The 22,723-nt window shown below is 43.9% G+C and carries 17 protein-coding genes; 9 read left to right on the top strand and 8 right to left on the bottom strand.

Features of this window, described 5'->3' with window-relative positions; translation table 11 throughout:
* Positions 1-43: 43 nt before the first annotated feature.
* The 4 genes from pgm to WCK19_RS05110 form a co-directional block, all read right to left on the bottom strand.
* Positions 44-1,681 carry a phosphoglucomutase (alpha-D-glucose-1,6-bisphosphate-dependent) gene (gene pgm / locus WCK19_RS05125; protein ID WP_342396291.1) on the bottom strand — a complete coding sequence of 546 codons (1,638 nt, stop codon included), beginning with the start codon at positions 1,679-1,681 and terminating at the stop codon, positions 44-46.
* A gap of 46 nt (positions 1,682-1,727) precedes the next feature.
* Complete coding sequence (locus tag WCK19_RS05120) at positions 1,728-2,840, bottom strand: response regulator (protein ID WP_342396290.1); 1,113 nt, start codon at positions 2,838-2,840, stop codon at positions 1,728-1,730.
* A 1-nt stretch (position 2,841) separates the two neighbouring features.
* Positions 2,842-7,386: a PAS domain S-box protein gene (locus tag WCK19_RS05115; RefSeq protein WP_342396370.1), complete on the bottom strand. Its 4,545-nt coding sequence runs from the start codon at positions 7,384-7,386 to the stop codon at positions 2,842-2,844.
* 100 nt (positions 7,387-7,486) lie between these two features.
* Positions 7,487-8,143, bottom strand: a complete 657-nt coding sequence (locus WCK19_RS05110; protein WP_342396289.1) for a hypothetical protein — start codon at positions 8,141-8,143, stop codon at positions 7,487-7,489.
* Positions 8,144-8,545: 402 nt separating this feature from the next.
* On the opposite strand from WCK19_RS05110, the gene WCK19_RS05105 reads away from it, so the two are divergent.
* From WCK19_RS05105 to WCK19_RS05095, 3 genes are all read left to right on the top strand, one after another.
* Complete coding sequence (locus WCK19_RS05105; protein ID WP_342396288.1) at positions 8,546-9,427, top strand: response regulator transcription factor; 882 nt, start codon at positions 8,546-8,548, stop codon at positions 9,425-9,427.
* A gap of 404 nt (positions 9,428-9,831) precedes the next feature.
* The gene (locus WCK19_RS05100; protein WP_342396287.1) at positions 9,832-10,476 is read left to right on the top strand and encodes a hypothetical protein; all 645 of its coding nucleotides are present in this window, start codon (positions 9,832-9,834) and stop codon (positions 10,474-10,476) included.
* Between the two features lie 33 nt (positions 10,477-10,509).
* Positions 10,510-10,908 (top strand): hypothetical protein, encoded by a 399-nt coding sequence (locus WCK19_RS05095; RefSeq protein WP_342396286.1) that lies wholly within the window; start codon positions 10,510-10,512, stop codon positions 10,906-10,908.
* A 67-nt stretch (positions 10,909-10,975) separates the two neighbouring features.
* Here WCK19_RS05095 and WCK19_RS05090 read toward each other — a convergent pair whose 3' ends face one another.
* Positions 10,976-11,290 (bottom strand): AraC family ligand binding domain-containing protein, encoded by a 315-nt coding sequence (locus WCK19_RS05090; RefSeq protein WP_342396285.1) that lies wholly within the window; start codon positions 11,288-11,290, stop codon positions 10,976-10,978.
* Positions 11,291-11,406: 116 nt separating this feature from the next.
* Between WCK19_RS05090 and WCK19_RS05085 the strand changes: the two genes are divergently transcribed.
* The 3 genes from WCK19_RS05085 to WCK19_RS05075 are packed head-to-tail and all read left to right on the top strand — an operon-like array spanning position 11,407 to position 15,208.
* Positions 11,407-11,913, top strand: a complete 507-nt coding sequence (locus tag WCK19_RS05085; RefSeq protein WP_342396284.1) for a GNAT family protein — start codon at positions 11,407-11,409, stop codon at positions 11,911-11,913.
* A gap of 4 nt (positions 11,914-11,917) precedes the next feature.
* Positions 11,918-13,009 (top strand): dipeptide epimerase, encoded by a 1,092-nt coding sequence (locus tag WCK19_RS05080; protein ID WP_342396283.1) that lies wholly within the window; start codon positions 11,918-11,920, stop codon positions 13,007-13,009.
* A gap of 21 nt (positions 13,010-13,030) precedes the next feature.
* Positions 13,031-15,208 (top strand): helicase-associated domain-containing protein, encoded by a 2,178-nt coding sequence (locus WCK19_RS05075; RefSeq protein ID WP_342396282.1) that lies wholly within the window; start codon positions 13,031-13,033, stop codon positions 15,206-15,208.
* A gap of 61 nt (positions 15,209-15,269) precedes the next feature.
* On the opposite strand, the gene htpG is transcribed toward WCK19_RS05075, so the two are convergent.
* Together htpG and WCK19_RS05065 are read right to left on the bottom strand one after the other, a co-directional pair.
* A complete protein-coding gene (gene htpG, locus WCK19_RS05070; protein ID WP_342396281.1) occupies positions 15,270-17,159 on the bottom strand; it encodes a molecular chaperone HtpG in 1,890 nt (629 codons plus the stop codon).
* A gap of 176 nt (positions 17,160-17,335) precedes the next feature.
* Positions 17,336-17,788, bottom strand: coding sequence for a hypothetical protein (locus WCK19_RS05065; RefSeq protein ID WP_342396280.1), 453 nt, complete (start codon positions 17,786-17,788; stop codon positions 17,336-17,338).
* A 433-nt stretch (positions 17,789-18,221) separates the two neighbouring features.
* Between WCK19_RS05065 and WCK19_RS05060 the strand changes: the two genes are divergently transcribed.
* The 3 genes from WCK19_RS05060 (at position 18,222) to WCK19_RS05050 (ending at position 22,108) form a co-directional block, all read left to right on the top strand.
* Positions 18,222-18,851, top strand: coding sequence for a LysE family translocator (locus WCK19_RS05060; RefSeq protein WP_342396279.1), 630 nt, complete (start codon positions 18,222-18,224; stop codon positions 18,849-18,851).
* Positions 18,852-19,048: 197 nt separating this feature from the next.
* Entirely contained in the window at positions 19,049-21,322 is a 2,274-nt protein-coding gene (locus WCK19_RS05055) for a VWA domain-containing protein (protein ID WP_342396278.1), read from the top strand.
* A gap of 255 nt (positions 21,323-21,577) precedes the next feature.
* Positions 21,578-22,108 (top strand): hypothetical protein, encoded by a 531-nt coding sequence (locus tag WCK19_RS05050; protein WP_342396277.1) that lies wholly within the window; start codon positions 21,578-21,580, stop codon positions 22,106-22,108.
* A gap of 16 nt (positions 22,109-22,124) precedes the next feature.
* Here WCK19_RS05050 and WCK19_RS05045 read toward each other — a convergent pair whose 3' ends face one another.
* Positions 22,125-22,586: a hypothetical protein gene (locus WCK19_RS05045; RefSeq protein WP_342396276.1), complete on the bottom strand. Its 462-nt coding sequence runs from the start codon at positions 22,584-22,586 to the stop codon at positions 22,125-22,127.
* Between the last annotated feature and the right edge of the window lie 137 nt (positions 22,587-22,723).

Here is a 22,723-nt window from a genome sequence, read left to right as displayed (position 1 = left end):
AAACCGCCGGAGAGAGTCATATTTCTTCCGGCGGTCTTTGCTTTTAAAGTGCCTGTGTAACGATTTCCTGTGCCTCGCTCAGGATTTGTGCAAGGTGTTGCTGGCTTATAAAGCTCTCTGCATAAATCTTATAGACATTCTCAGTGCCGGAGGGACGTGCCGCGAACCATCCATTCTCAGTCACAATCTTTAAGCCGCCAATCTCTGCTCCATTACCGGGCGCTTTGGTCAAACGCGCTATAATCTTCTCCCCTGCCATGCTCTCCGCCTTAACATCGTCCGGCGAAAGCTTCTTGAGACGCGCTTTCTGTTCAGGGGTAGCGGGCGCATCTACTCGGTTGTAGTAGGGAGTGCCGAGCTTCGCGGTTAAATCTTGATAGTGCAAGCCGGGGTCTCTGCCCGTTTTCGCCGTAATTTCCGCCGCGAGCAAATCCATAATTATGCCGTCCTTGTCGGTAGTCCAAACCGTACCATCTTTACGCAAGAAGGATGCGCCCGCGCTTTCTTCCCCGCCAAAGCCAAAACTACCGTCCACCAGACCATCCACAAACCATTTAAACCCGACAGGGACTTCGGACACAACCCGTCCTATGTCCTTGCCAACTCGGTCAATCATAGAACTGCTCACCAGTGTTTTACCGATGGCACTGGTAGGTAACCAATCTTTGCGGTTTTGGAATAGATACCAAATCGCAACCGATAGAAAATGGTTAGGATTCAACAAGCCAACGCTAGGAGTAACAATCCCATGACGGTCTGAGTCTGCATCATTACCAAAGGCAATATCGTAGCTATCCTTCAAGCCGATTAGATTAGCCATCGCATAGGGCGAGGAACAATCCATGCGGATTTTGCCATCATGGTCAACCGACATAAAGCGAAAAGTTGGGTCAACCAAATTATTTACCACCGTAATATTCAAGCCGTAACGGGAGGCAATCGGCTCCCAATACGCCACATTTGCGCCTCCAAGCGGGTCTGCACCCAATCTCAATCCGGCTTCCTTGATAGCTTCAAGGTCAACTACATTAACCAAGTCGTTCACGTAAGGAGTGATGTAATCATATTGATGGGTAGTGGCAGCCTTGAGAGCCATTTCATAAGAAATGCGCTTCACTTCCCTATTTTTGTTCTGCAACAATTCATTGGCGCGATTTTGCACCCAGCCCGTAATATCCACATCGGCGGGTCCACCGTTTGGCGGGTTGTACTTATAACCGCCATCAGCTGGCGGATTATGCGAGGGAGTAACTACTATTCCATCGGAAAGCCCGGCAGTGCGCCCCTTGTTATAAGCCAGAATAGCATGCGAAATAACCGGAGTAGGGGTATAGCCGTTGTTCTGTGCAATAAAAACCTCAACTCCATGCGCGGCAAGCACTTCTAAGGTGGTGCGGTGCGCCGGAGCAGAAAGCGCGTGAGTATCTATGCCCAGAAATAGTGGACCGCTAATATTTTTGCTCTGTCTGTATTCCACAATTGCCTGAGTTGCTGCCAGAATATGGTCTTCATTGAAAGCGGCGTTAGCGGAAGAGCCGCGATGCCCTGAAGTACCAAACTGAACTTGTTGTTGAGGGTCAGAAACATCAGGATGCAAACGATAATACTGGTCGGTAAGTTTATCAACATCAATAATTAGCTGTGCTGGAGCAGGTTTACCCGCTAATGGGCTAATTGCCATAAATAAATACTCCTTTTGGAGACTTTCTAATTGTGTCCGGCAGAATTCATAGCGTTTTTACTTTAACAGGAATTAAAACACGCGCTACAGTCAGCTTTCCCGGCACACTGCTTATACTAAATTCGCCATCGTGTAGCTCTACAAGACGCTTAACCAACGAGAGACCCTGACCAACACCTTGCTGCTCATAGCGTTTCCGCTCAAATTGAATAAAAGCGCCAATTTTGGCAATTTGTTTTTGCGTCAAGCCTCTACCATTATCGGTTATATTTATAACAAAATTGCCATTCTGGAGGCTTGCAGTTACATGAACTTTTTGCGCGACCTCTGAATAACGAAAGGCATTATCTACCAGTTCTTCAGTTATTTTTGCTAAATTTGATGAGGATAGCGGCGCAGTAATATTAGACTGCTCGAAATCAAACTCCAAATCACTTAATCTATCGAAGGAACGCGCTTTGGAGGAAGCTACCCCGATTATTAATTCCTCGGCAGCTTCTGTGATTTCTGTTTTGAAACCATTTAATTTAACTTTATCGGTGGCTAGAATCTCCAATTCTGCTAAAAGTAGGAAATTTTGAGTCAGGCGATTCAAGCGTAGCGCATTATAATAAATACTCTCCAACATTTCTTGCCGGATGCTCTCCTCAAAATTACCCTTATCGGCAATCAACATATCAGAGTAGCCGATTATGGAACTTAAAGGGGTTATAAATTCGTGAGGTAAGGAATGCGCCATTGAAAGCCTTAACTCATTCATTTTTAGCTCAGCATTTTTTTCGATTAAATCCATTTTTTCCAGCCGGATGTTAATCGCAGTTAGTATTTCTTTCATAGTAAAAGGCTTGGTAATGTAATCATCCGCCCCAAGTTCCATTCCCTGACGCATAGAGGTTTTATCATTACGCGCCGTTAGGAAAATGAAAGGTGTATTTCTATAACTTTCTTCAAGCCGCATCCTTTTCAAAACTTCATAGCCTTCAACTATAGGCAGCATCATATCGCAAATAACAAGGTCTGGTTTTCGGCTGGCAATTTCTTTCAAGCCTTGTTCTCCATCCGAAGCGGTATATACTTCAAACTCTTCGGATTCGAGCAACAATTGCAGATTCATTCGAACTGGTTCTTCATCTTCTATTATTACAATTTTCTTTTTCATGTTACTTAATCGCCTTTTCTGATGATAGCGGAATTGTCGCGATACAAGTAGTGCTTTTACCTTGTTCACTCATTATATCAATAGTACCGTTATGTAAATCTAGGCAGCGTTTAACAATAGCCAACCCTAATCCCGTCCCCTGAATACTGCCAACGTTGGGGGCGCGGTAGAACACCTCATAAAGGTGTTTTAACCCTTCCGGGGGGATACCGATGCCTTCATCTCTAACTGTAAAAATCACTTTGTCACTTTTATATACCAGTTCGATATAAACTATACTACCGCTCTTTGAATACTTAATCGCGTTGGTGACCAAATTGGAAACCACCTGCCGCAATAGTTTTTCATCTGCCTTTATCAATTGAGGGGCGGCTGAAATATTTAAATCAAAGCGATGATGAATGCCGAGTCCCAGCTGAATCTCTTCGATTACCGTTGCGCTGAAAACGGACATGTCAAACCAATCAGGGTTAAAATCCAATTTTCCGGCTTCGGCGCGGTTAATCAGCAATACTTCATCAATAAGCTGTGTCATGTTTTTGACGGCGTGATTAATGCGTTGGTATAGCTCTTGATTTCGCTCTTTAGTCAATCTATGACCATAATTTTCAAGTAACTCTGAGGAAGAAAGTATAGTGGTTAAAGGAGTACGAAACTCATGAGATGCCATCGAAACGAAACTAGATTTGAGGTTATTCAATTCTTTTTCTTTTTCGAGGGCAATAACTAGTTCTTGCTCGGCACGTATTCTTTCGGTAATATTCAAAGCAACGCCGATAATGCTTGAAACCCGGTTGTATTGGTCTTTGATTGGTATATACCAAAACTCGAAGATTCCTTTACCCAGTTCGAGTGTAGTATTAACAAACTGCCCATCCAACGCCTTCCGAATATCTTCAGCAGTAGATGGGTGACTATTCTTAATAGAATTGCCAACAATTATATTGGGTTCAATCCCTAAGTCTTTGAAGCCGCGTCCATCTGCTAAAGTAATTATACCGTTAGTATCCATAGCAAATAGAATAAGAGGCACATTGGAAACCACCGTCCGCAGCCTTTGCTCGCTTTCACGCAAGGCTTCCTCTGCTTTTTTGCGTTCGGTAAGGTCGGTGATTACCGCGATAATATTTTTTAACTGCCCCTCTTTCATAACCGGAACACTGGTAATAGTAACATAGCGGATAGAGCCATCTTTGCAGATAAGGCGATTCTCGTAGGTGCTGATTTCACCAAAACGCCTGTGATTAAAGGCATCTTTTAACTTAGGTCGGTCAGCGGAATCGGTCAAATCTGAAGGTCTCTTACCTATTAACTCATCCGGCGAATAACCAAGCATACTAGCATAGGCAGGATTTACAAAGTCAAAACGATCATTATCGGAAGAAACTGTTAAACCTTGCCCCATTGTATTCATCACCAATTGAGCAAAATCACGCTGTTCTACAATCTGGCTTTCATAGGATTTCCGCTTGATAGCATTGGCAAAAATCTCACTTATCATTTTCAGGAGACGTATATCATTATCACTTCGACTCTTTGCCACTAAAATGTTATCAAAACCCAAAAATCCGATCGGTTTTAACTGATAGGCAATCGGAACAATTAAAGTGGATTTTATTGACAAACTTTCCAATAGTGCCTTTTCAGCTTTAGCATTTTCCGGCAGTTGCACAAGACTACCTAAATTCAGGCTTTCTAATCGCTTAATACGAGACATTAGCCACGGAAAAGCAGTAATAGGCTGAATTTTATGTGTTTCTGGGGTAGGTTGAATGCCGAGAGCGCACCATTCATACGTTTGGATTACCTGCTTGCCATCTTCAGAGAAAATGCAAATATAACTTCGGTCAGCCCCCGCGAAATGACTTGCCGCAACAAGCGCATTATGCATTTCTTCTTCTATTTCTCCAATTCCCAGATTTATAAAGCTGGTAGAAATAGACGCTAATATTTGTTCAAACTCTAGGCGATATTGCAGGGCTTCTTCTGCTAAGCGCTGTTCTGTAATATCCCGGAGCGTGCCGGAAGTACCGACAATAGTATTTTCATCATCCAAGGTCAGACGCGCATAAACCTCAATCCAGCGGAAGCCGCCTGATTTGGTCAGATAACGCACCTGATGTCTGCAATACTCTTTCTTTCGTTCTATTAATGGGATAAATAGAGCCGTATTTCGTTCTCGGTCATCTGGATGAACGTAATCGAGGAAGTTTTGCCCAATACTTTCTTCAAGCGTAAAATCGGTTATTTCGTGCCAAGCGGGGTTCAGGAATGTCCATAGCCCTGCTGCATCGGTTTGGAAAATTACTTCCGTGACATTATTTATAACCGAGCGGAATCTGTCTTCACTCTCATGCTGAGCTTGTTCAGCTTTTTTCAGAGCGGTTACATCAAATACAAGCAGCATTCCGGCAAATATTTCATTTTGGGCATTTCTAACCGGAGTAGAGCGTAATAGGAATGTTTTATCCCGAAATTTGTATTCTTCTGTCAGTTCAATCCCCGACAAAGCCGCTTTGTAGTAAGGCTCAATTCTGGCGACTCCCGTATTTGATACAACTTCGTAGAGCGTTTTTCCTTCCACTGTATCGCCGGTAAAACTGCGACCCGGCACATTATCACCGCTGGCTACTAGGATACGTAGTTCATGGTCGAAAAGCACCACCGAAGTGCCGGGTAGGCTATATACTAATGTTCGGTACAGTTCTTCGCTGCGCCGTAAAGATTCCTCCATCTGCCTTTGCTGAGTAATATCAGTAAACGAAGATACTACGCCACGTATGGTAACACCATCGGAGTGGAAGAGAGGGTTGGTATTTATTGAGATCCAGCTAACCGAAGTATCCGCCATTTGTAAGCCCATAATTACACCCGAACACTTCTCACCAGTTCTTAAAGTGACCATTGCAGGGTGTGTTTCTTTGGGGAAAGGAGAGCCATCTTCATGTATGGCATGCAAAATCGTGTCGTTTGCGGTGCGTCTCTCCAATGTATTTTTGGAAAGGGGCAGAAATTTTTCAGCACTTTTGTTTGAAGCTATCATAGCTCCATCTTTCCCCTGTATAACAACTCCCTCTGACATTGCGCTAATAACACTACGGTAGAGTTCTTCCTTTTCCCGAAGCACCTCGTTAATAGTATAATTTTCGGTAATATCACGGCTAAATACTGCTATGCCGCTTTTTGTAGGATATACGCTATACTCGTATATTTTATTGTTGTATTGGTTTTGGAAAGAAGTGGCATGTTGAGTTTTTAGCGTCTCACAGAAAAACTCGAAGGATTTTCTTCTAAGCGGTTCATCCGGAAAGATATCAAAATATTTCTTACCTAAAGCTGTGTCGGCAGAGATTCCGGTTATCAAAGCCATAGCTTTGTTCCAATAGGTAAACCTTAAATCGGAGTCGAAGGCATAAAAAACATCTGTAATACTATCGGCAAGTTCCCGATAACTAGCTTCGCTCTCCTTAACGGCATACTCTGACTGTTTGCGTTCAGAAATATCGCGAATAACGCTTAATAAAACGCGCTCATTATCTAGGTCAATACCATGAGAGCTTACTTCTACCGGGAAAATGTTTCCATCTTTGCGACGATGGTTTGTTTCAAATAAAATACCTTCGGTACCGGCGCGTTGCATCTGAACAGTTACTTGGGTAAGTATCTCAGACGCACGCAAGTCGCGAATATTGAGGGCTTGTAGCTCTTCAATACTATAGCCGTACGCCTGCGCCGCCGCCCTATTAGCCTCCAGAATTGTGCCATCTGGCTTAATAAACAGAATAATATCAAGGGTATTTTCGGAGAGAAGCCTATAACGCCTAAGAGCCTTTTCTACCTGTTTGCGCTCGGTAATATCCCGCGCAATAATGAGTGCCTCATTTCTGCTACTAACTACTATCCGAGCTTCAAAAAAACTGGTAGTACCTTCTAGCACAAGCTCATATTCAAAAATCTGCAATTTGCCAGTTTCAAAGGTTTTTTCTAGATATTCTATGGTACGGTTTGCAATTTCCGGCGGAAGCACATCCTTAGCATTTCTTCCGATAAAATAATTGGGTTCAAGAAGTAAATTGCTTTGGTCTCCCGCTTTGAAGTTCAGGAAAGTCCCATCCCGTTTTATCTGAAAAATCATATCAGGGATACATTCCTGTATAGTCTGATTTACCGTAACATTGCTGTTAAATAAATCTTCAGTTTTCTTGTGGGATGTTATATTTTGGATGGAAAGGCAAACTATCGAAGGTTTATCTGTATTTTCATGCACCGGAATATAGCTATACTCAAGCCACTTTTCCTGACCATTTAGATTGTTGTAATATTGCTCAATTGTTATAAGTTTTCCGGTCAGAGCTTCTTTAAAATGCCTCTCGAAATTTGAGATTCTAAATACTTCTACCAGTGGTAATATATATTCCCCTACTCTGATTTCGCACCCTAAAAATGCGGCTGATTCTTCTTTAGCTTGCTTATTTATGGCGATAATCTGAAAGTTCTCGCCAATTAAAATCATTGAGCTAGGGCTGCTGTTAAACAATGCCGACATTAGTGTATGGGAATCTGAGAAGGATATACCAACTGTCATATTTTATTATCCATATCGTTACTACAACTCTATATTTCGGAGCTATTAAAAATCTAGATTATCATTTATTTTCAATTTCTGCCAACTTATTTTCCAACCAAACAGCAATAAGACCAGACGGCTCGTATAGGCTGGCATCATATTCTCCCCAAAGGGACTTTATCCGCCACCTTATTTCTAAGCGAGAAACACACTCTCCTTGAAACAACCTATGTTCTACCGAACTAGGTGGACTATTTTTCACTACCAATTCGACTTTTTCCAAAAAACTCAGTTTTTTAGGATAGCTGGGCGGTAACTTTTGGTTAGTTGAAACCGCTGTATTAGAATTATATTCGAATTCAGCTTGATTTTTTATATTAATTTGATAACGTTTTACAGTTGCCACGAGTTCAGAGGCATTATCCATAACTGCTACCAAAATATTCCCATCATCCGGTGCGCCTACGTGGTCTTGAGAAGTTAGAAATCTAACCGAATTCTGGCTAAGCTTCTGATTAATATCTATCGAAAGGGGTTGTGCTGTATCGTTAAGTTTAGAAAGCAAGATGTAGTGTAGCTCTCGTTTGGCAATTTTCCCTTTAGTTAACAGAATTCCATACACCTCTTCGGTCAAAATAGTGTCAAGACCGATTGTATCGAGAAAGGTGGAAAGTTTTTGTCCTTCTAGTTTTGCACTTTCAACAACCAGAATTGTTTTTGTGATTGGAGCTAACATAGTAATTATTCCCACCTCTCAAATAAAGGGTAATAGATTCCTTTTAATACATCCTAGCGGTAACAAAAAACGCAAATGCTTGCAGATACAATGCGCCGAAGTACCCACAAATTACATAAATGATTTAATAATAATTATAAAGCTATTATCTAAACCCTTCATAAAGACGATATTCGCTATATCTAAATGTTACCTATATTTTAGAATAGATACACAATATTACAATTTGATTTCATAATACAAATCCAAGTGAATTAATCTGGATATAAACCCGTCAAAGTAGTAAAATAGAAGTAGATTTCTCTAAGCTGATTCCTCAAAACGTATTGGATAGGCTAAATGTAGCTATTTATAAGTCGAAGCATTAGTCACTATAGCATAATTATATTCGTTGATAACAAAATGGGAAAAACGCAAAAAAAGATACTAATAATCGAAGATGAAGCTACCATTCGTCTTAACTTGGAATACTTTCTCGAAGTTGAAGGTTTCCAGATAGTAAGCGCAGCAGATGGCACGGCTGGCATACAAATTGCCCAACAACAAAAGCCTGACCTGATTATTTCCGATATTATTATGCCTGAAATGAGCGGGTATGAGGTGCTGGAGGTTTTACGTAATGACCCTTCCACCCTCACTATTCCTTTCATCTTTCTAACGGCTAAAGCAGCAAAAGGTGATTTACGCTATGGCATGGAGTTAGGCGCGGACGATTACCTGACGAAGCCTTTTACGCAAAAAGAATTGCTACAGGCAGTCAAAACGCGCCTTGAAAAGCAAGCCAAAGTAAAATCTGCAATTCTACAACCGGTATCTGATGAACTTCAACTTGCCTCCAATACAATCAAGCAAATGCTGAATAGCATTGATATTGATATTGATAAATACGAGCAGTTTCAGGCTGAGCAAAATAATTTGACAGACAACGCTGAAGCTTCCGCTGAAATTTCAAATGTAGAGAAAAATCCCGCTCAACCGAATTTGATTATAAAATGCAATGGACTTTCAATTGATACACAGCAACATATAGTAACTGTTGAAGGAAAAGCATTTAAGCTAAGTCCACGACAATTTGAATTATTGAAGCTCTTGGCAGAAAACGCTGGGCGAATTCTTTCTCATAGAAGTATCTTGCTGAGTGTCTGGGGTCCTGAATACGAACAGGAAACGCAATACCTGCATGTATTTATCAATCAATTGCGCCAAAAAATAGAACCAGACCCCTCAAAACCTCGCTATATATTCACCACGCGGGGTTATGGCTATCACATGGCTGCGCTGTAATAGATTAATTAAATTCTAATAATTGGAAAAACTGCGGGCGTTGTGAGTTCAAACCCCTTGCAAAAATCTAACCATTGTGTTAGGATTCTCCCATAAATCATGAGAGAGAAAATTTTACGCTCGTCCTTCCTAGTTATTTGATGTTTGGATAAACGCTAATCTAGCAGCGCTTTTATAGCTTTGCAAAGGGATACCCATAACTAGCTTTATCCCTTTGCAACAGGTTAATTCGCTCTTAATTATGTTTATCTAAACTCCAAAGTTATACAAATTACTCAGTATAATATTGTTCCAGTTCCCGACTAAAATTTTCTATTTTATATCTATTCGTTTCTCGTTAGTAGTAAAAAGTACAAATGTGCTGCACATCCACTCGTAGCAGTATCATTAAAGGAGGTTTCTTTATGAGTATGGAAGCGCCACACAAAACAGGGAAATTCGGCGCAATGGTAAATGAACCACCTGTAGCTAAATGGTTGTTTGCCAATACCAGTTCAGCGCCAATATGGTTGGTTGTGCGCGTATGGTTAGGCTTGCAATGGTTTTCCTCAGGTTGGGGCAAAGCTATGTTCTGGGATATTAGCAATAGCCAATACATTGCCAATGGCGGTAAAGGGCTAAAATCATTCTGGGAAAGAATAGTTGCCGTCCCGCCCGGCGCGCAAGGTGCAGTTATCACCTACGATTGGTACTACGAATTTATCAAAGGTATGTTAAATGGCGGTCATTACGAATGGTTCTCTTGGTTTGTTGCTTTTGGGGAAATGGCGGTAGGTTTAGGCTTAATCTTTGGCTGCCTGACCGCAGTAGCTGCCTTCTTTGGAACTATATTAAACTTTAGTTTTGAATTGGCTGGTTCTACCTCGACAAACCCGGTTCTTTTCGGTACTGCCGTGTTTGTTATTCTGGCATGGCGAACCGCCGGATGGTGGGGACTAGATCGCTACGTGTTGCCCGCACTAGGCACTCCGTGGGAACCCGGTTTCTTATTCCGCCGTTCTTCCAAAACACCCGGCAGCAGTTTGCCACCGGTTACCGCAGCCAAGTGAGTGAGAAACAAGCTCGAAAGGAGTCAATTTCGTATGAAGAATAGACCTTTATCCACTCTAAATCTGACGATAATCGGGATGTTGGGCGCAGTGGGTGGAATATGGCTTATTATTATGCCTTTTTTACTAGGCTATAGCGATGACAAAACGCCCGGTAGCAATGCTCAACTATTGTCTATTATTTGCGGAGCAATAGCCATTGTAGTTTCATTGCTGCTGGTTGTGACCGAAAAAAACGAGGGGCTTAAAACCCTCCGCTTTTACGGTGGCGCTGTAATGGTTTTTATCGGTATATGGGTGATGTCTGCCCCCTACCTTTTTAACTATTCTAAGCTGAAAAACGAGCTGTGGGGCTTGCAAATTACCGGAGGGCTTATAGCGCTGGTAGCAGGCTTTGTAGTACAGGAAATATATACCCGTAGCAAAGAATAAGCGCAAACTCAGTTTGACGGTGTAATTGGGAAGGGATGAGTAAGGTAACTGACTCATCCCTTTTATTTTAGCGTGTCGCTTCCAAGCAAATTACCCCATTTACTCCAGCCTTTGCCGCATGCACTATCCCAGCAGGCAAATCCAAACGGTCACCTGCAGTTAATTCCAGCAACTCTCCACTCGCCAGTTCAAATGTAATCGAACCATTCACCACGTATAGAGCCTTAAAATAAGGGTGGGTGTGAGGTAAATAGATGTCGCCGGGATAATTCCACCATCTATACGGTTGTAAACCTTCCTGCTCCATAAGCTCTCGAAGCATTTGCTCATCAGGTATTGTGAGGCTATTCCAGCGAATAACAACGAGTTTCGATTCTTCCATTTTGCGCCTCCTAAGCGAATTTTTCTGTTTTAATTTTATTGCGACTATCTGTGCTATAGCATATACTATCCATTTAGTGTATTACAATTCGTGTTTTTGAGTAAAAGGTTGCTATTTTGCCCGTTCTTGAAACCTCGCGCCTATCATTGGTTGCCTGTTCTGCCGTAATGGTGCAGGCTTTGTTGCACAAACGAAACGAATTTGAACGGCTAGTTTTGGCAAGGCTACCAATAGATTATCCCTCTCCAGAGGTCGCCGAATTTTTGCCATTTCTCCAACAGCAACTTACCAATCACTCAGAGCATGCGGAATGGGGATTGCGCTTTTTGCGCCACCGCACCGAGTCGATTATTATAGGAGATGCTGGTTTCAAAGGCTCATCCGATTTCAAAGGCACTGTCGAAATAGGCTATAGCATTTTGCCACAATACCGTCGCCAGGGCTACGCGCTCGAAGCGGTCAAAGCGCTGCTAGAATGGGCAACCGCACAACCTAAAGTACGGCAAGTTGTTGCCGAATGCGAAAACGACAACCTCGCCTCTATTGGGGTGTTGGAAAAAGTCGGTTTGGTAAGAACCGGAATAATAGATAACCTGATAAAATGGAAACTCAAGGTAAAATAACATTATGTCAACTAAAATCGTCAAAATAACCTACGAACCGCTGGATATTCCCTTGCTAGAACCATTCACCATTGCGATTGGGCGGCTTGAACATGTACGCAATGTGCTAATTACAATAGAACTGGAAAACGGCGCAATCGGCTACGGTGAAGCCGCCGCTTTAGAGCCTATCAATGGCGAAAACCAAGCCACGATACTGGCAACTCTGAAAACATATACACCGCTATTGGTTGGACGTGATGCGCTAGAATGGCGTACAATTTCCGCCGAGATTCATAAAGTTTTCTCTATGCAAAACGCTGCTCGTGCTGGTATCGAGATGGCGTTGCTGGATGCCGCCACCAAAAGTATGCGTGTACCACTTTACAAGTTTCTAGGCGGAGCAAGTAGTCGGGTGGAAACCGACATCAGTATTCCGATTGTGACCCCTGAACGCGCCCGTGAACTTGCCGCCGAAATTCAGGCAAGAGGAGTGCATTTCATCAAAATCAAGGTCGGGGGCGATATAGCAGCAGATGTAGCGCGGGTATTGGGCGTGGTGGAAGGCGGATCTAAGTTAGGCATCCAACTAGATGCAAATCAAGGCTATAACGCCCCCGGCGCGGTGCAACTGCTGAATGAACTTGCGCGACTCAATATTCCGGTGCGCCTTTTTGAACAGCCCGTCCCCAAGCACGACTGGAACGGCATGAAATATGTGACCCAACATAGCAGCGTACCAGTTGCAGCAGACGAGACAATATTCAATGCCTATGATGCCATCCGGGTTATAGAAACAGGCGCAGCTACGGTGGTGAATATCAAGCTCATGAAATCCGGGTTGGTAGAAGCATTAGATATTGCCGCCGTATGTCGCGCCGGAAATATTCAATTGATGATTGGTGGCATGATTGAATCGAAACTGGCGATGTGCTGTTCGGCGCATTTTGCCGCCGGGTTGGGCGGATTCGATTATATAGATTTGGATACCCCGATGCTGCTGGCAGAAGACCCTTTCGAGGGAGGTTGGAAACAAAGCGGCGGCATTTATGAGCTTAGCGAGATAAAAGCCGGAATCGGCTGCTACCCGTCTGGGCGCCCTTCAGGTTATATTTAATATAATTAAAGGATTAAGAGCTTGAAAACGCTGGTTGCCTACTTAAACGAACGTGCGCCAATTGAACTCAGAGAGATAGTAGATTTCTGGGAAGTTACCCTAAGCACCAAGCTTTTCTCAGGTAATACCTTTGAACTGGCAAAGCAAATGATTAGCGAGTTTATGCAGCGCCGTGTTCTGGAAAAACTAGGGGTGGAGCAGCAAAGATTGCTACTGACGCTGGTTTCACAGCAAGAAGCAGTTTTGCAGGTTTTTGAACTGGCTGCTATGCTTCAAATTCCCCCGACAGTTGCCGAAAAGCTGGTAAATGAATTACGCAATAACGGCTTGATATACCCAGATACCATCAGGATTCCTGTCGCCGAGTTGGAAAGTATTAAACCGTCTATACCTAAGCGCAAGAATAGTTGGGGTGATTATAACCGCCGTAACCAAGCAGAGCTTTTTCAAACCAAAATTGTAGTGACCGTACCGCGAGAACTGACTCACTCTCTCAAAAGGCTGTTATCTGAAAAGTTGGAAGTAGGTGAGTTCTCGGCTTCCAGCAATCAGATTAAATACTCACATCTACCGCTTATCAGCTTGCTAAAGAAAAGCGAAGTGGAAGGACTGGATATTCTGGCAGCAATGTGGGGCGCATACAGCATGCAGGGCGAGGCTAAAAACCAGCAGTTCTATGAGGAGCTTAGCCGCTTGATGAGCGAAGAAGCTACTCAGAAACAGATTCTAGAAGACATGGATAAGGATACTCGCGAGTTGTTTGCCAATCTCAAGCAAAATCGCACAACTATAGATAAATTGCTGAAAAAGTATGTCAGCATAAAGCGGTTAAGCCGTACCATCCAGCCTTTGCTGGAATATCGGATGGTTTGGGAAGCCTTTGAGGATGGGAAAAGTGTGGTATGGGTTCCTAACGAAATTGCCCAACCGCGTGTTTCAATCGAACAAAGCAGTACAATTGAACTTCAGACTGTCACCGAACCAACCGAAATGACCAAGTACCCTCCTTACGCTTTCGCTTGGGATATTCTAACTTTTCTTAATTATATTCGACTGAATGAGGTAGAAGTTACCAATGAAGGACGGATACCAAAACGCCATTTGAAAAAGTTAGGAGAGCTTTTGTGGCATCCTGAAAACCCTGACGCGCTTAATCGCACTGCCCTATTGATAAACCTGTGTAATTCTCTCGATTTACTTGACCGGGAAGAAGATGAGAAAGCTCTGCGGTTAGCGCCTGAGCTGAATGAATGGCTTAAACTGGACTTATACGAGCAAACTCGTCACATATTTAAATTCTGGTTAGAACATAATTATTTTTCAGAACCGGTATTTTTCTCCTACCCTTACAACAGTCAGGAAAATAAAGTAACCGCTATAAACGCAATGTTCTCATGGCTACGAAATTGCCAACCGGGCGTTTGGTATTCGCTAAATTCGTTGCTGCTGAAAGTAGAGAAAGAGCAGCCCTTTTTTATCCGCTCCCGCCGCGATTTGCTGAATATATTCGGGGCGCAGCGTTTGCAACTAATGTCCCACCAATGGCAAAAACTTGAGGGGGAACTAATCCGCAGCTCTATTGGCTTGCTCTTCGAGTGGTTGGGGCTGGTGCGAATCTCGCACGATGCTCAAGGTAATCCCGTTGCTTTCAGCTTAACCGATTTTGGGGCTGAAATTATCGGACACCCGCAAGCAATAAAGCAAGCTTTCCCCGATACTCCCAACCCGTTACTAGCGTTGGCTAACTTTGAAATTATGCTCTTTGTACCCCACAGCCAAACTCTTTGGGACTTGATGCAGTTTACCGAACGAAAAAAGCTCGATAGCGTCAGCCTGTACAGCATGACCCGCGCTTCAATTCTCAAAGCGGTTGAATGCGGGAAAAGCGCGGAAGCAATCCAAGAGTGGTTAATAGACAAGAGCGCACAACCGCCAGCTCAAAATATTCTGATTTCGATTCAAGATTGGTGCAAAGGCTTCAAATCGGTGGAGGTACAACGTGCTGTATTGCTTGAAGCCGGGAATGCAGAAGTGCTGGATGAATTGCTTGCCAGCAAACAATTTGCAGGGTTTATCACAAAGCGACTTTCGCCAACCGCTGCTATCTTGAATATTCCGCCCCTTGAAAGCTATTCACGCAGCGACCCCTTAAAAACCTTCAAAACCAAGCTCAAAAATGCAGGTTATTCTACCCGTTAGCAGTTGAAACTAAAAAAGCGCGGTTTTTACGCCGCGCCCTTATTAGCTCTAACCCGAATCCTTACGCCGATAAAGCTACCAGCAATTCATTCAAGCGATTAACGAAACTAACCGGGTCTTCTAATTGTTCGCCTTCAGCCAATAGCGCCTGATCAAACAATACGTGAGTCCAGTTAGCAAAACGTGCATCGTCACCCTCAGTTTTAAGCTTTTGCAGGATTAGATGGTTGGGGTTAATCTCGAATACAGGTTTACCGCCAGGCAAATCTTTTCCCGCAGCTTTTAACAAGCGGCGCAAGCTAGGGTCAATATCGTTATCGTCCGCCACAATACAAGAGGGTGAACTGGTCAAGCGGTTAGAAACCCGCACTTCCTTAACCTTATCCTGTAAAGTATGCTTGATGCGCTCGGTTAATTCTTTGAACTCATCCGCAGATTTTTGGAGTTCTTGCTTTTCCTGCTCGTCCGACATCCCGGCAAGGTCTGCCACGCCCTTTGAAACAGATTGCAGCGACTTGCCCTTATATTCGAACATATGCGAAACCATGTAATTGTCAACCATATCGGCGAGCAACAGCACTTCTACACCCTTCTTGCGGAAGATTTCTAGCAACGGGCTGTTTTTTGCAGCCGCAAAGGTCTCGGCGGTGATGTAATAAATATCTTCCTGTCCCTCTTTCATCCGGCTGATATAATCATCCAGCGAAGATTCCTGCTTCTCGCTATCGTTCAGGGTGGTAGAGAAGCGCAGCAAACGGGCAATATTCTCTTTATTACCAGAATCTTCGCCTACGCCCTCTTTCAACGCCGAGCCAAATTCCTGCCAGAAGGTGGCGTACTTTTCCTTGTCATTGTTGGATAAATCCTCAAGGAAACCCAGCACCTTCTTTACCGCACCAGCTTTGATAGTTTCTATAACCCGGTTATGCTGTAAAATCTCGCGAGAAACGTTGAGCGGCAAATCACTTGAGTCAACTACACCACGCACGAAACGCAGATAGGAAGGCATTAACTGTTCGGCATCATCCATTATGAAAACGCGCCGTACATACAGCTTAACCCCGTGTCGGCTATCACGGTTGTACAAATCAAAGGGGGCGCGGGAAGGAATATACAGCAGCAAGGTATATTCGTACTTGCCTTCCATGCGGCTGTGGATACGCCCTAATGGGTCGGTAAAATCATGCGCTACGTGTTTGTAAAACTCGTTATATTCCTCATCCGTAATTTCGTTGCGAGAACGCGCCCATAATGCGGAAGCCTTGTTTACCGTCTCATCTTCCGGCTCACCTTCTTCGGTACTCTCGCGTTTCATGATAATCGGCAGGTTGATATGGTCGGAATATTTGCGAATAATCTGGCGCAGCCCGTAACCGTCCAGCAATTCATCTTCTTCGGCGCGTAGGTGCAACACTACATCCGTGCCGCGCAGTTCGCGATTAGTATTCTCAATGGTGTATTCGCCGTTGCCGTCCGACTCCCACTGCACCCCATGTTCTGCGCCCAATCCGGCACGCCGAGTTATAACCGATACCTTTTCCGCCACAATGAAGGAGGAATAGAAGCCCACCCCAAATTGCCCGATTAGGTTAGCATCTTTGCGTTGGTCTCCGGTCAGCGCTTGAAAAAATTCGCGAGTGCCGGATTTAGCAATTGTGCCGATATTATCAATTACTTCCTGACGCGACATCCCGATACCATTATCAGATATAGTTATGGTGCGTGCCTCTTTATCATAGCTGATTCGTATTTTTAAATCAGAGTCTGCTTCATAAAGGGCGCTATCGGATAATGCCTCAAAGCGCAGTTTATCCACCGCATCTGAAGCATTGGAAATAAGCTCGCGCAGGAAGATTTCTTTATTGCTATAAAGCGAATGAATCATTAAATCGAGAAGTTGTTTTACTTCGGCTTGAAAGCCTAAGGTTTCTTTCTGCGTTTCCACGCTCATATGTTGCAACTAGCCTCCTTATAGAAATTGTTTTGGATAGATAATTCTAAGAACCTTTTTACATTATAAAGTGTTAGAGCAACATAAGCATACAGTTAGAAATGCGTTAGAGCAAATCAAAATAAAAAGCCCTCCCAAAGAGAGGGCTAATTTATTAGAGAAGCAGTGGAAAAAGCCTACTTGCTAGTACCGCTGGCAATAATATACACGGTGTCCTTATCAGTTGCGCCGGCAAAGCCCATCGCACCTGCGATAGCGCCGGGGAAGCCAATCACGCCCGCTGCGCTGGTGCCTTTTTGGTACAGCATTGCAAATGCGCCGATACTGTCCATCTGAGTAGTGGTATCGCCTAAATCTTTGCTCTTGTCATCCCAACCATTCTTCTTGAAACCGTCTGCTAACGAAGTTTTAACCTTCGCGGCATCATCACTGGTTTTGAAAGCTTCAATCTTGGCATTCTTAACGTTTGCGCCCATACTGGTTTCCATTTGGGTTTTGAGCGAATCAGGCAACGTTACGGTGCTTGCGCCACTATAAGTAGGAACTACCGCAGCCTCATCACCGCAAGCTACCAATGCAATGGTCATCATGAGTACAACAATAATCATCAAGCCAAGTTTCTTAAACATTAAAGGCTCCTTTCAAAAGATACCTAACTTTTGTCCTCCCGCACATTACGGGGTACATAACGTAAAATAAAACAATGGGAAAACGGTAACTGCTTAGCGAAGAGTACGCGAGAAAAGTTTTGTTAGACCATTCTAACAATAGCTCAATCATAGCAAAAGATTATTACAAAAAGTATAACATACATCACATTTCTCTAATAACATTTTAAGGTTTAGCTTTTAGCAATTATTCGCGCTCAATATACCCCATCGTATTTTGCTAATAATTCTCTCTCATTCTTTTTTGTAATGATTAATTATGCTTACAGGTTAGTGCAAATCAGTATGATTCAGCAATTGAATTAGTGATTTCCAGAAAAAAGCTAGACCAACATCCCACAATTTGTTATATTCTTCGCATCCTATCAAATATAGAAACAAACGGTGGTGATTAATGCCAGAGTTATCAACTATTTTCGTTTTTATGGCAGCCTCACTCACTCTAAACCTAGTACCGGGACCGGATATGCTCTATGTGATTGCACGTAGCGTTGGGCAAAGCCGGAGGGCGGGCTTGGTTTCAGCGTTAGGCATCGGCGGTGGCATAGTAGTACATACCTTACTATTAGCTTGTGGTCTATCCGCCTTGTTAATCTCGGTTCCGGTAGCGTTTGAAGTGGTCAAATATTCCGGGGCGGCTTATCTGCTTTATCTCGGAATAAAAACGCTCATAACCAAAGAGAACCTTTCCCTAAACAAAGCGCTACCACAAGAAAAATTGAGCCGAATTTTTCGTCAGGGCGTGGTTACTAACGTATTGAACCCAAAAGTGGCTTTATTCTTTCTAGCGTTCCTGCCTCAATTTACCGACCCAAGCAAGGGTAGCGCCTTCTGGCAGATTCTATTTCTTGGTATGCTGTTCAATACCAGCAGCACGATTTTATACTGTGGGGTCGCGTGGATAGCAGCCGGGGCAAGCTCTTTCCTGAACTCGCGTCCCGGCTTCACCAGAGCGCAACGCTGGTTTACCGGAAGCGTGTTTATTTTATTGGGGGTGCGTATTGTCCTGAGTGAACGCAGTTAGAAAGTGCCGTTTTCGGTTTCGCGGGTGCCGCCAAAGAAGCTTAAGCCTCTTGCCTAAAAATCGCCTGTTAAAACTAAGAACCCTCTTGATATTGACCTTTCCGCTATAAAGTATTAAACTAGGCTAACTTTCGGGTCCCCGTGCTTTTCGGACATTTTTCTATTTCCAAACTGATTCCAAAAGAATGAGGTAAGAGCATGCCACCCGGCAAGTCAGATTTGCTGCTCGAGCAGGGCATTGTCGCTTTCAAAGCCAAACGCAAGGCAGAAGCGCGTCGCTTAGTTGGTCTTTCCCTATACAAAGACCCCGCCAACGAAAAAGCATGGCTGTGGATGGCAGCTTTAGTGGAAGAACCTGAGCGGAAAAAAGAGTGCTTCGAGCGAGCGCTGGCACTCAACCCCAATAATCGCAATGCGTTGATTGGTTTGGAAAAGTTCGCAGATACGCCTCAAATCCCTGAGCCGCTGCAAGATTTGCCAACTCCTGAAACGGGAGTCGAAATCAAGCTTGGCAACATGGGAACTAGCTTTTACCCCGCCCCTGATGAGGTGATAAACGCAGAAGTACGCGAAATTGCCCCCGAAGAGACCGGATTGGCAGTTATCGAATCCGGCAAAACCGCAGAACCCACAGCGTCAGATAAAAAAATCGCTAGAGCGCAGGGCAAAACCCACAAGTTAAAGTCACTTTATGAACCCTATGTACTGACTGACAACGGGCGCAAACTGCTTGCGCGTCATATCTATAACGGCAGCTTTGCGCTTTATAGCGCCGACTCGCAATTTAAAGAGCAGCCCGACCATCTGATAGAAGATAGGCAAGAATACCATCGCACCCCTGCCAACCTGAAGAATATCGCGCTCGCTAGTTTTCTTGAACAGGTAGGCAATATCCCTGAAGCCGAAGCACTGGATTTAATTTTGAGCCTGTGCGACAATTTGCTGGCATATTACCCGAAAAAACAGGCTAAATGTTGGTTGGGAACAGGCGCACATGGTCTGCACGATATAACAGTATCGGCTAATGGCGAGCTAGAGCCTGATTTTGAATTTGTAGATGCGCCCGCGCCCGAATATGCCCATTTGTTTTTACCGCCTGAATATAACAAGCGTTCCGATAGAGACCAACGCAGCGATGAATTTACCGTTTGCGCCATCCTCTATTTTATGATTACCGCCGATATTGAGGGTCTTACGCAATATCGCAATCGTGGAAGGGCATTGCTGTTCGAGCATAACGGACATTCACTTGAGCGCAAATTGGTTAAAACACTCGAAAGAGGTCTAGCTCTTACGCCACAACGGCGTTTCCCTAATTTTCAGGCGTTACGTGATGAACTGGCGGTAGCTCACCGGAAGCACTACCCTACCCGGCGTAATTGGCTGTGGGGTGTAGCAGCAGCGCTGGTAGTGGCGCTAGTTGCGGGGGCTATCATCGGGGTATCGCAAAACTGGTGGAGCTTTGGAAGCAAAGCCGAAACCGTTGTTCTGGCAAGCACCACCGAAAATACGGCGCCTCTTATTAGCGCTACTGCGCCTGTTACCACCTTCTCTAGCCCTACCGCAACAAACTTACACTCGACTAGCTTACCGAGCGCGGCGGCGGTTGCACCCGTTACCGCTACTTCTCCACAAACCCAACCCGGCAGGCTCTTGCTCCAGCAATTCAACGCGAAAGAGCCGCTAATAACCCTGTTCTTCAATGCGCTCAATCGTGATAACAAGCCGGTGCAGGATATAAAAAGTCAGGGCTTACGCCTTTACCTAGAAGGACGCGAATTAACCGTTATGAAGCTGGAGCAAACAGTTGAGCCTCTGACAGCACTATTTGCGCTCGATACCAGCGACAATATGACTGTGACCGTGCTGAACCATGCCAAAGATAGTATCAACCAAATTAGCGCAAGCTTTAGTAATAAAAGCAAATTGGGATTGCTGCGCTATGCCGTCACAGCGGAAATTGCGGTAGAGTTGGGCGGCGACCCAACTAAAATCGCCGAATCTTTGAAAAACTACCGCCCGAATGGAGCAAACGCCACTTTCGATGCGCTACTCAACGGGGTAGAGCAATTTAAGGGAAGTAGCGGGCGCAAAGCTCTGGTCTTATTTACTGCCGGTGGCGATAATTTCAGCCCCGTAACACGCCCCTCATTTATACTGGATCGCTTGCTGGAATATGACGTGAACCTTTATGTGGTCAGCTATCGCCCCACCCCACAAACCGCCGCCAGTTTGCGCCAGATGGCTGAAATGACAGGAGGCTATTATGCGGAGGCGCAAAACGAAAACGAACTTAGCCTAGCACAGGATAGCCTTAAGCAACTCTTGAGCCATCCATTCAAGCTAAGTTTTAATCTAGCAGGTCAGCCCGATGCCAGCCCCGTAACGCCTATTGCCGGTCAGAAAAGACGGCTGGTTTTGCAATATCTGGTAGATGATGCGCTGGTAGTAGCAGCAAAATTGGTGGAGTAACTTGGCATTTAATCCTACAATTCCTATCGCAAATGGTTACGGGAAATAATATCAAAAAGTGCGAACAGTCACATTAATAAAGAAAGGGCTATCACAGTATTAAAATGCGAGGTCTGTTAAATTTAATGTAGTAGTAAGGAGCAAGTAAGGGTATTTTTCCAACATTAAAGCAGAACCTCACCCGCTATTTCTTCGCTTACTCTCCACTTAAAAGATATAAGCTGTTGTTCTAACTTCCATGATTGGAGAGACATTATGGTCACCGATAATAAAGCTGTCACCTTAACAACCCGTAAGCAACTCGCGCTAGGTATTTGCGAATATCATCATGACAACAAAGAAGCAGCTTTCGAACATTTCCAGAAAGCGCTTGAGCTTGAGCCTTATAATGAAACCGCGCTAATCTGGTGTGGGCGGCTTTCCTGCAACCCAGAAGAAGCTAAAATGTATCTCAATCGGATTTTAAGCCGCAATCCAAGTAATATTATCGCGCAAAGATACTATGAATTGGTGGAAAAAAAGTCACGTGCCAATAATAAACAGGCAACTATTAAAACCCTGAAAGAATATTACGACAACAACAAAGTGCAGGTGTTGGTGGCAGATTATCTGATTAAGCGTGGAATTCTGAACGAATTAAAAGTACGCGCAGCTTTGCATTACCAAGCCTGTATGCGTTTAGAAGGTAAAATTTACCGTTTGGACGAAATACTGTCAGACTTCGGCTACCACACCGAAGCGCAGATGCTTAGCTCTGCGTTAGCTTTCCTTGATTTGCAGATGTAACCTCAGCCTGTAATGCTCAGGCAGATTGACCGTTTAATGCCTCTTGATTATAGCTGCCACTCATCAAGCATTTGAGATGAGCGGTGGTCAGCCCGGCGCTTACTAATGTTCCGGTAAGCTGAATGCGCTCACACATAAACTGGCGCAAACTTATTTCCAACTCTCGATCATGCCAGATTATGGACTCAAGCGTTCTATAGAATAACCGGAGTATTTTCAGTTCTTCTTCAAGGCAAGCACCCCTTTTCAGGGAAAAAGCGGCAAACGTAGCGTATTCTTTACCGTTTAGAGGCTGGAAACAACTAAAGGGCAAATAACGTTCGGTTAAGTAAAAGAGAACTTCTTCAGATAAATCTTGAAAATGGGTGTTATCGGAATGTTTGATTGCCTGTGTTGTTTCTACCAGAATCTGTTCGCGATTTGAGTTAATCCAAGCATCGAGTTGGTAGCTACGCTCAGCTTCAATGTTATTATGCATATGTCACCCATACCGAGAATAAGTTTTACTGCTTCATTCAGAATTAATAATATAACAATACTACAATGTTTTCCACATTGGAAAGTAGCGAACATAACATAAACAGATACCAGAAGTAGTAACAAGTTGTAATAATT

The sequence above is a fragment of the Candidatus Chlorohelix sp. genome (genome assembly GCF_037138995.1).
GTDB lineage: Bacteria > Chloroflexota > Chloroflexia > Chloroheliales > Chloroheliaceae > Chlorohelix.
Note: the sequence above shows the minus strand (reverse complement) of the source record. Positions and strands in the feature narration are given on the sequence as shown.

What these genes read in the sequence shown, in the direction of transcription:
- pgm (WP_342396291.1), bottom strand. Translation starts at nt 1,681, where the DNA reads ATGGCAATTAGCCCATTAGCGGGTAAACCTGCTCCAGCACAGCTAATT.
- WCK19_RS05120 (WP_342396290.1), bottom strand. Translation starts at nt 2,840, where the DNA reads ATGAAAAAGAAAATTGTAATAATAGAAGATGAAGAACCAGTTCGAATG.
- WCK19_RS05115 (WP_342396370.1), bottom strand. Translation starts at nt 7,386, where the DNA reads ATGTCGGCATTGTTTAACAGCAGCCCTAGCTCAATGATTTTAATTGGC.
- WCK19_RS05110 (WP_342396289.1), bottom strand. Translation starts at nt 8,143, where the DNA reads ATGTTAGCTCCAATCACAAAAACAATTCTGGTTGTTGAAAGTGCAAAA.
- WCK19_RS05105 (WP_342396288.1), top strand. Translation starts at nt 8,546, where the DNA reads ATGGGAAAAACGCAAAAAAAGATACTAATAATCGAAGATGAAGCTACC.
- WCK19_RS05100 (WP_342396287.1), top strand. Translation starts at nt 9,832, where the DNA reads ATGAGTATGGAAGCGCCACACAAAACAGGGAAATTCGGCGCAATGGTA.
- WCK19_RS05095 (WP_342396286.1), top strand. Translation starts at nt 10,510, where the DNA reads ATGAAGAATAGACCTTTATCCACTCTAAATCTGACGATAATCGGGATG.
- WCK19_RS05090 (WP_342396285.1), bottom strand. Translation starts at nt 11,290, where the DNA reads ATGGAAGAATCGAAACTCGTTGTTATTCGCTGGAATAGCCTCACAATA.
- WCK19_RS05080 (WP_342396283.1), top strand. Translation starts at nt 11,918, where the DNA reads ATGTCAACTAAAATCGTCAAAATAACCTACGAACCGCTGGATATTCCC.
- htpG (WP_342396281.1), bottom strand. Translation starts at nt 17,159, where the DNA reads ATGAGCGTGGAAACGCAGAAAGAAACCTTAGGCTTTCAAGCCGAAGTA.
- WCK19_RS05065 (WP_342396280.1), bottom strand. Translation starts at nt 17,788, where the DNA reads ATGTTTAAGAAACTTGGCTTGATGATTATTGTTGTACTCATGATGACC.
- WCK19_RS05060 (WP_342396279.1), top strand. Translation starts at nt 18,222, where the DNA reads ATGCCAGAGTTATCAACTATTTTCGTTTTTATGGCAGCCTCACTCACT.
- WCK19_RS05055 (WP_342396278.1), top strand. Translation starts at nt 19,049, where the DNA reads ATGCCACCCGGCAAGTCAGATTTGCTGCTCGAGCAGGGCATTGTCGCT.
- WCK19_RS05050 (WP_342396277.1), top strand. Translation starts at nt 21,578, where the DNA reads ATGGTCACCGATAATAAAGCTGTCACCTTAACAACCCGTAAGCAACTC.
- WCK19_RS05045 (WP_342396276.1), bottom strand. Translation starts at nt 22,586, where the DNA reads ATGCATAATAACATTGAAGCTGAGCGTAGCTACCAACTCGATGCTTGG.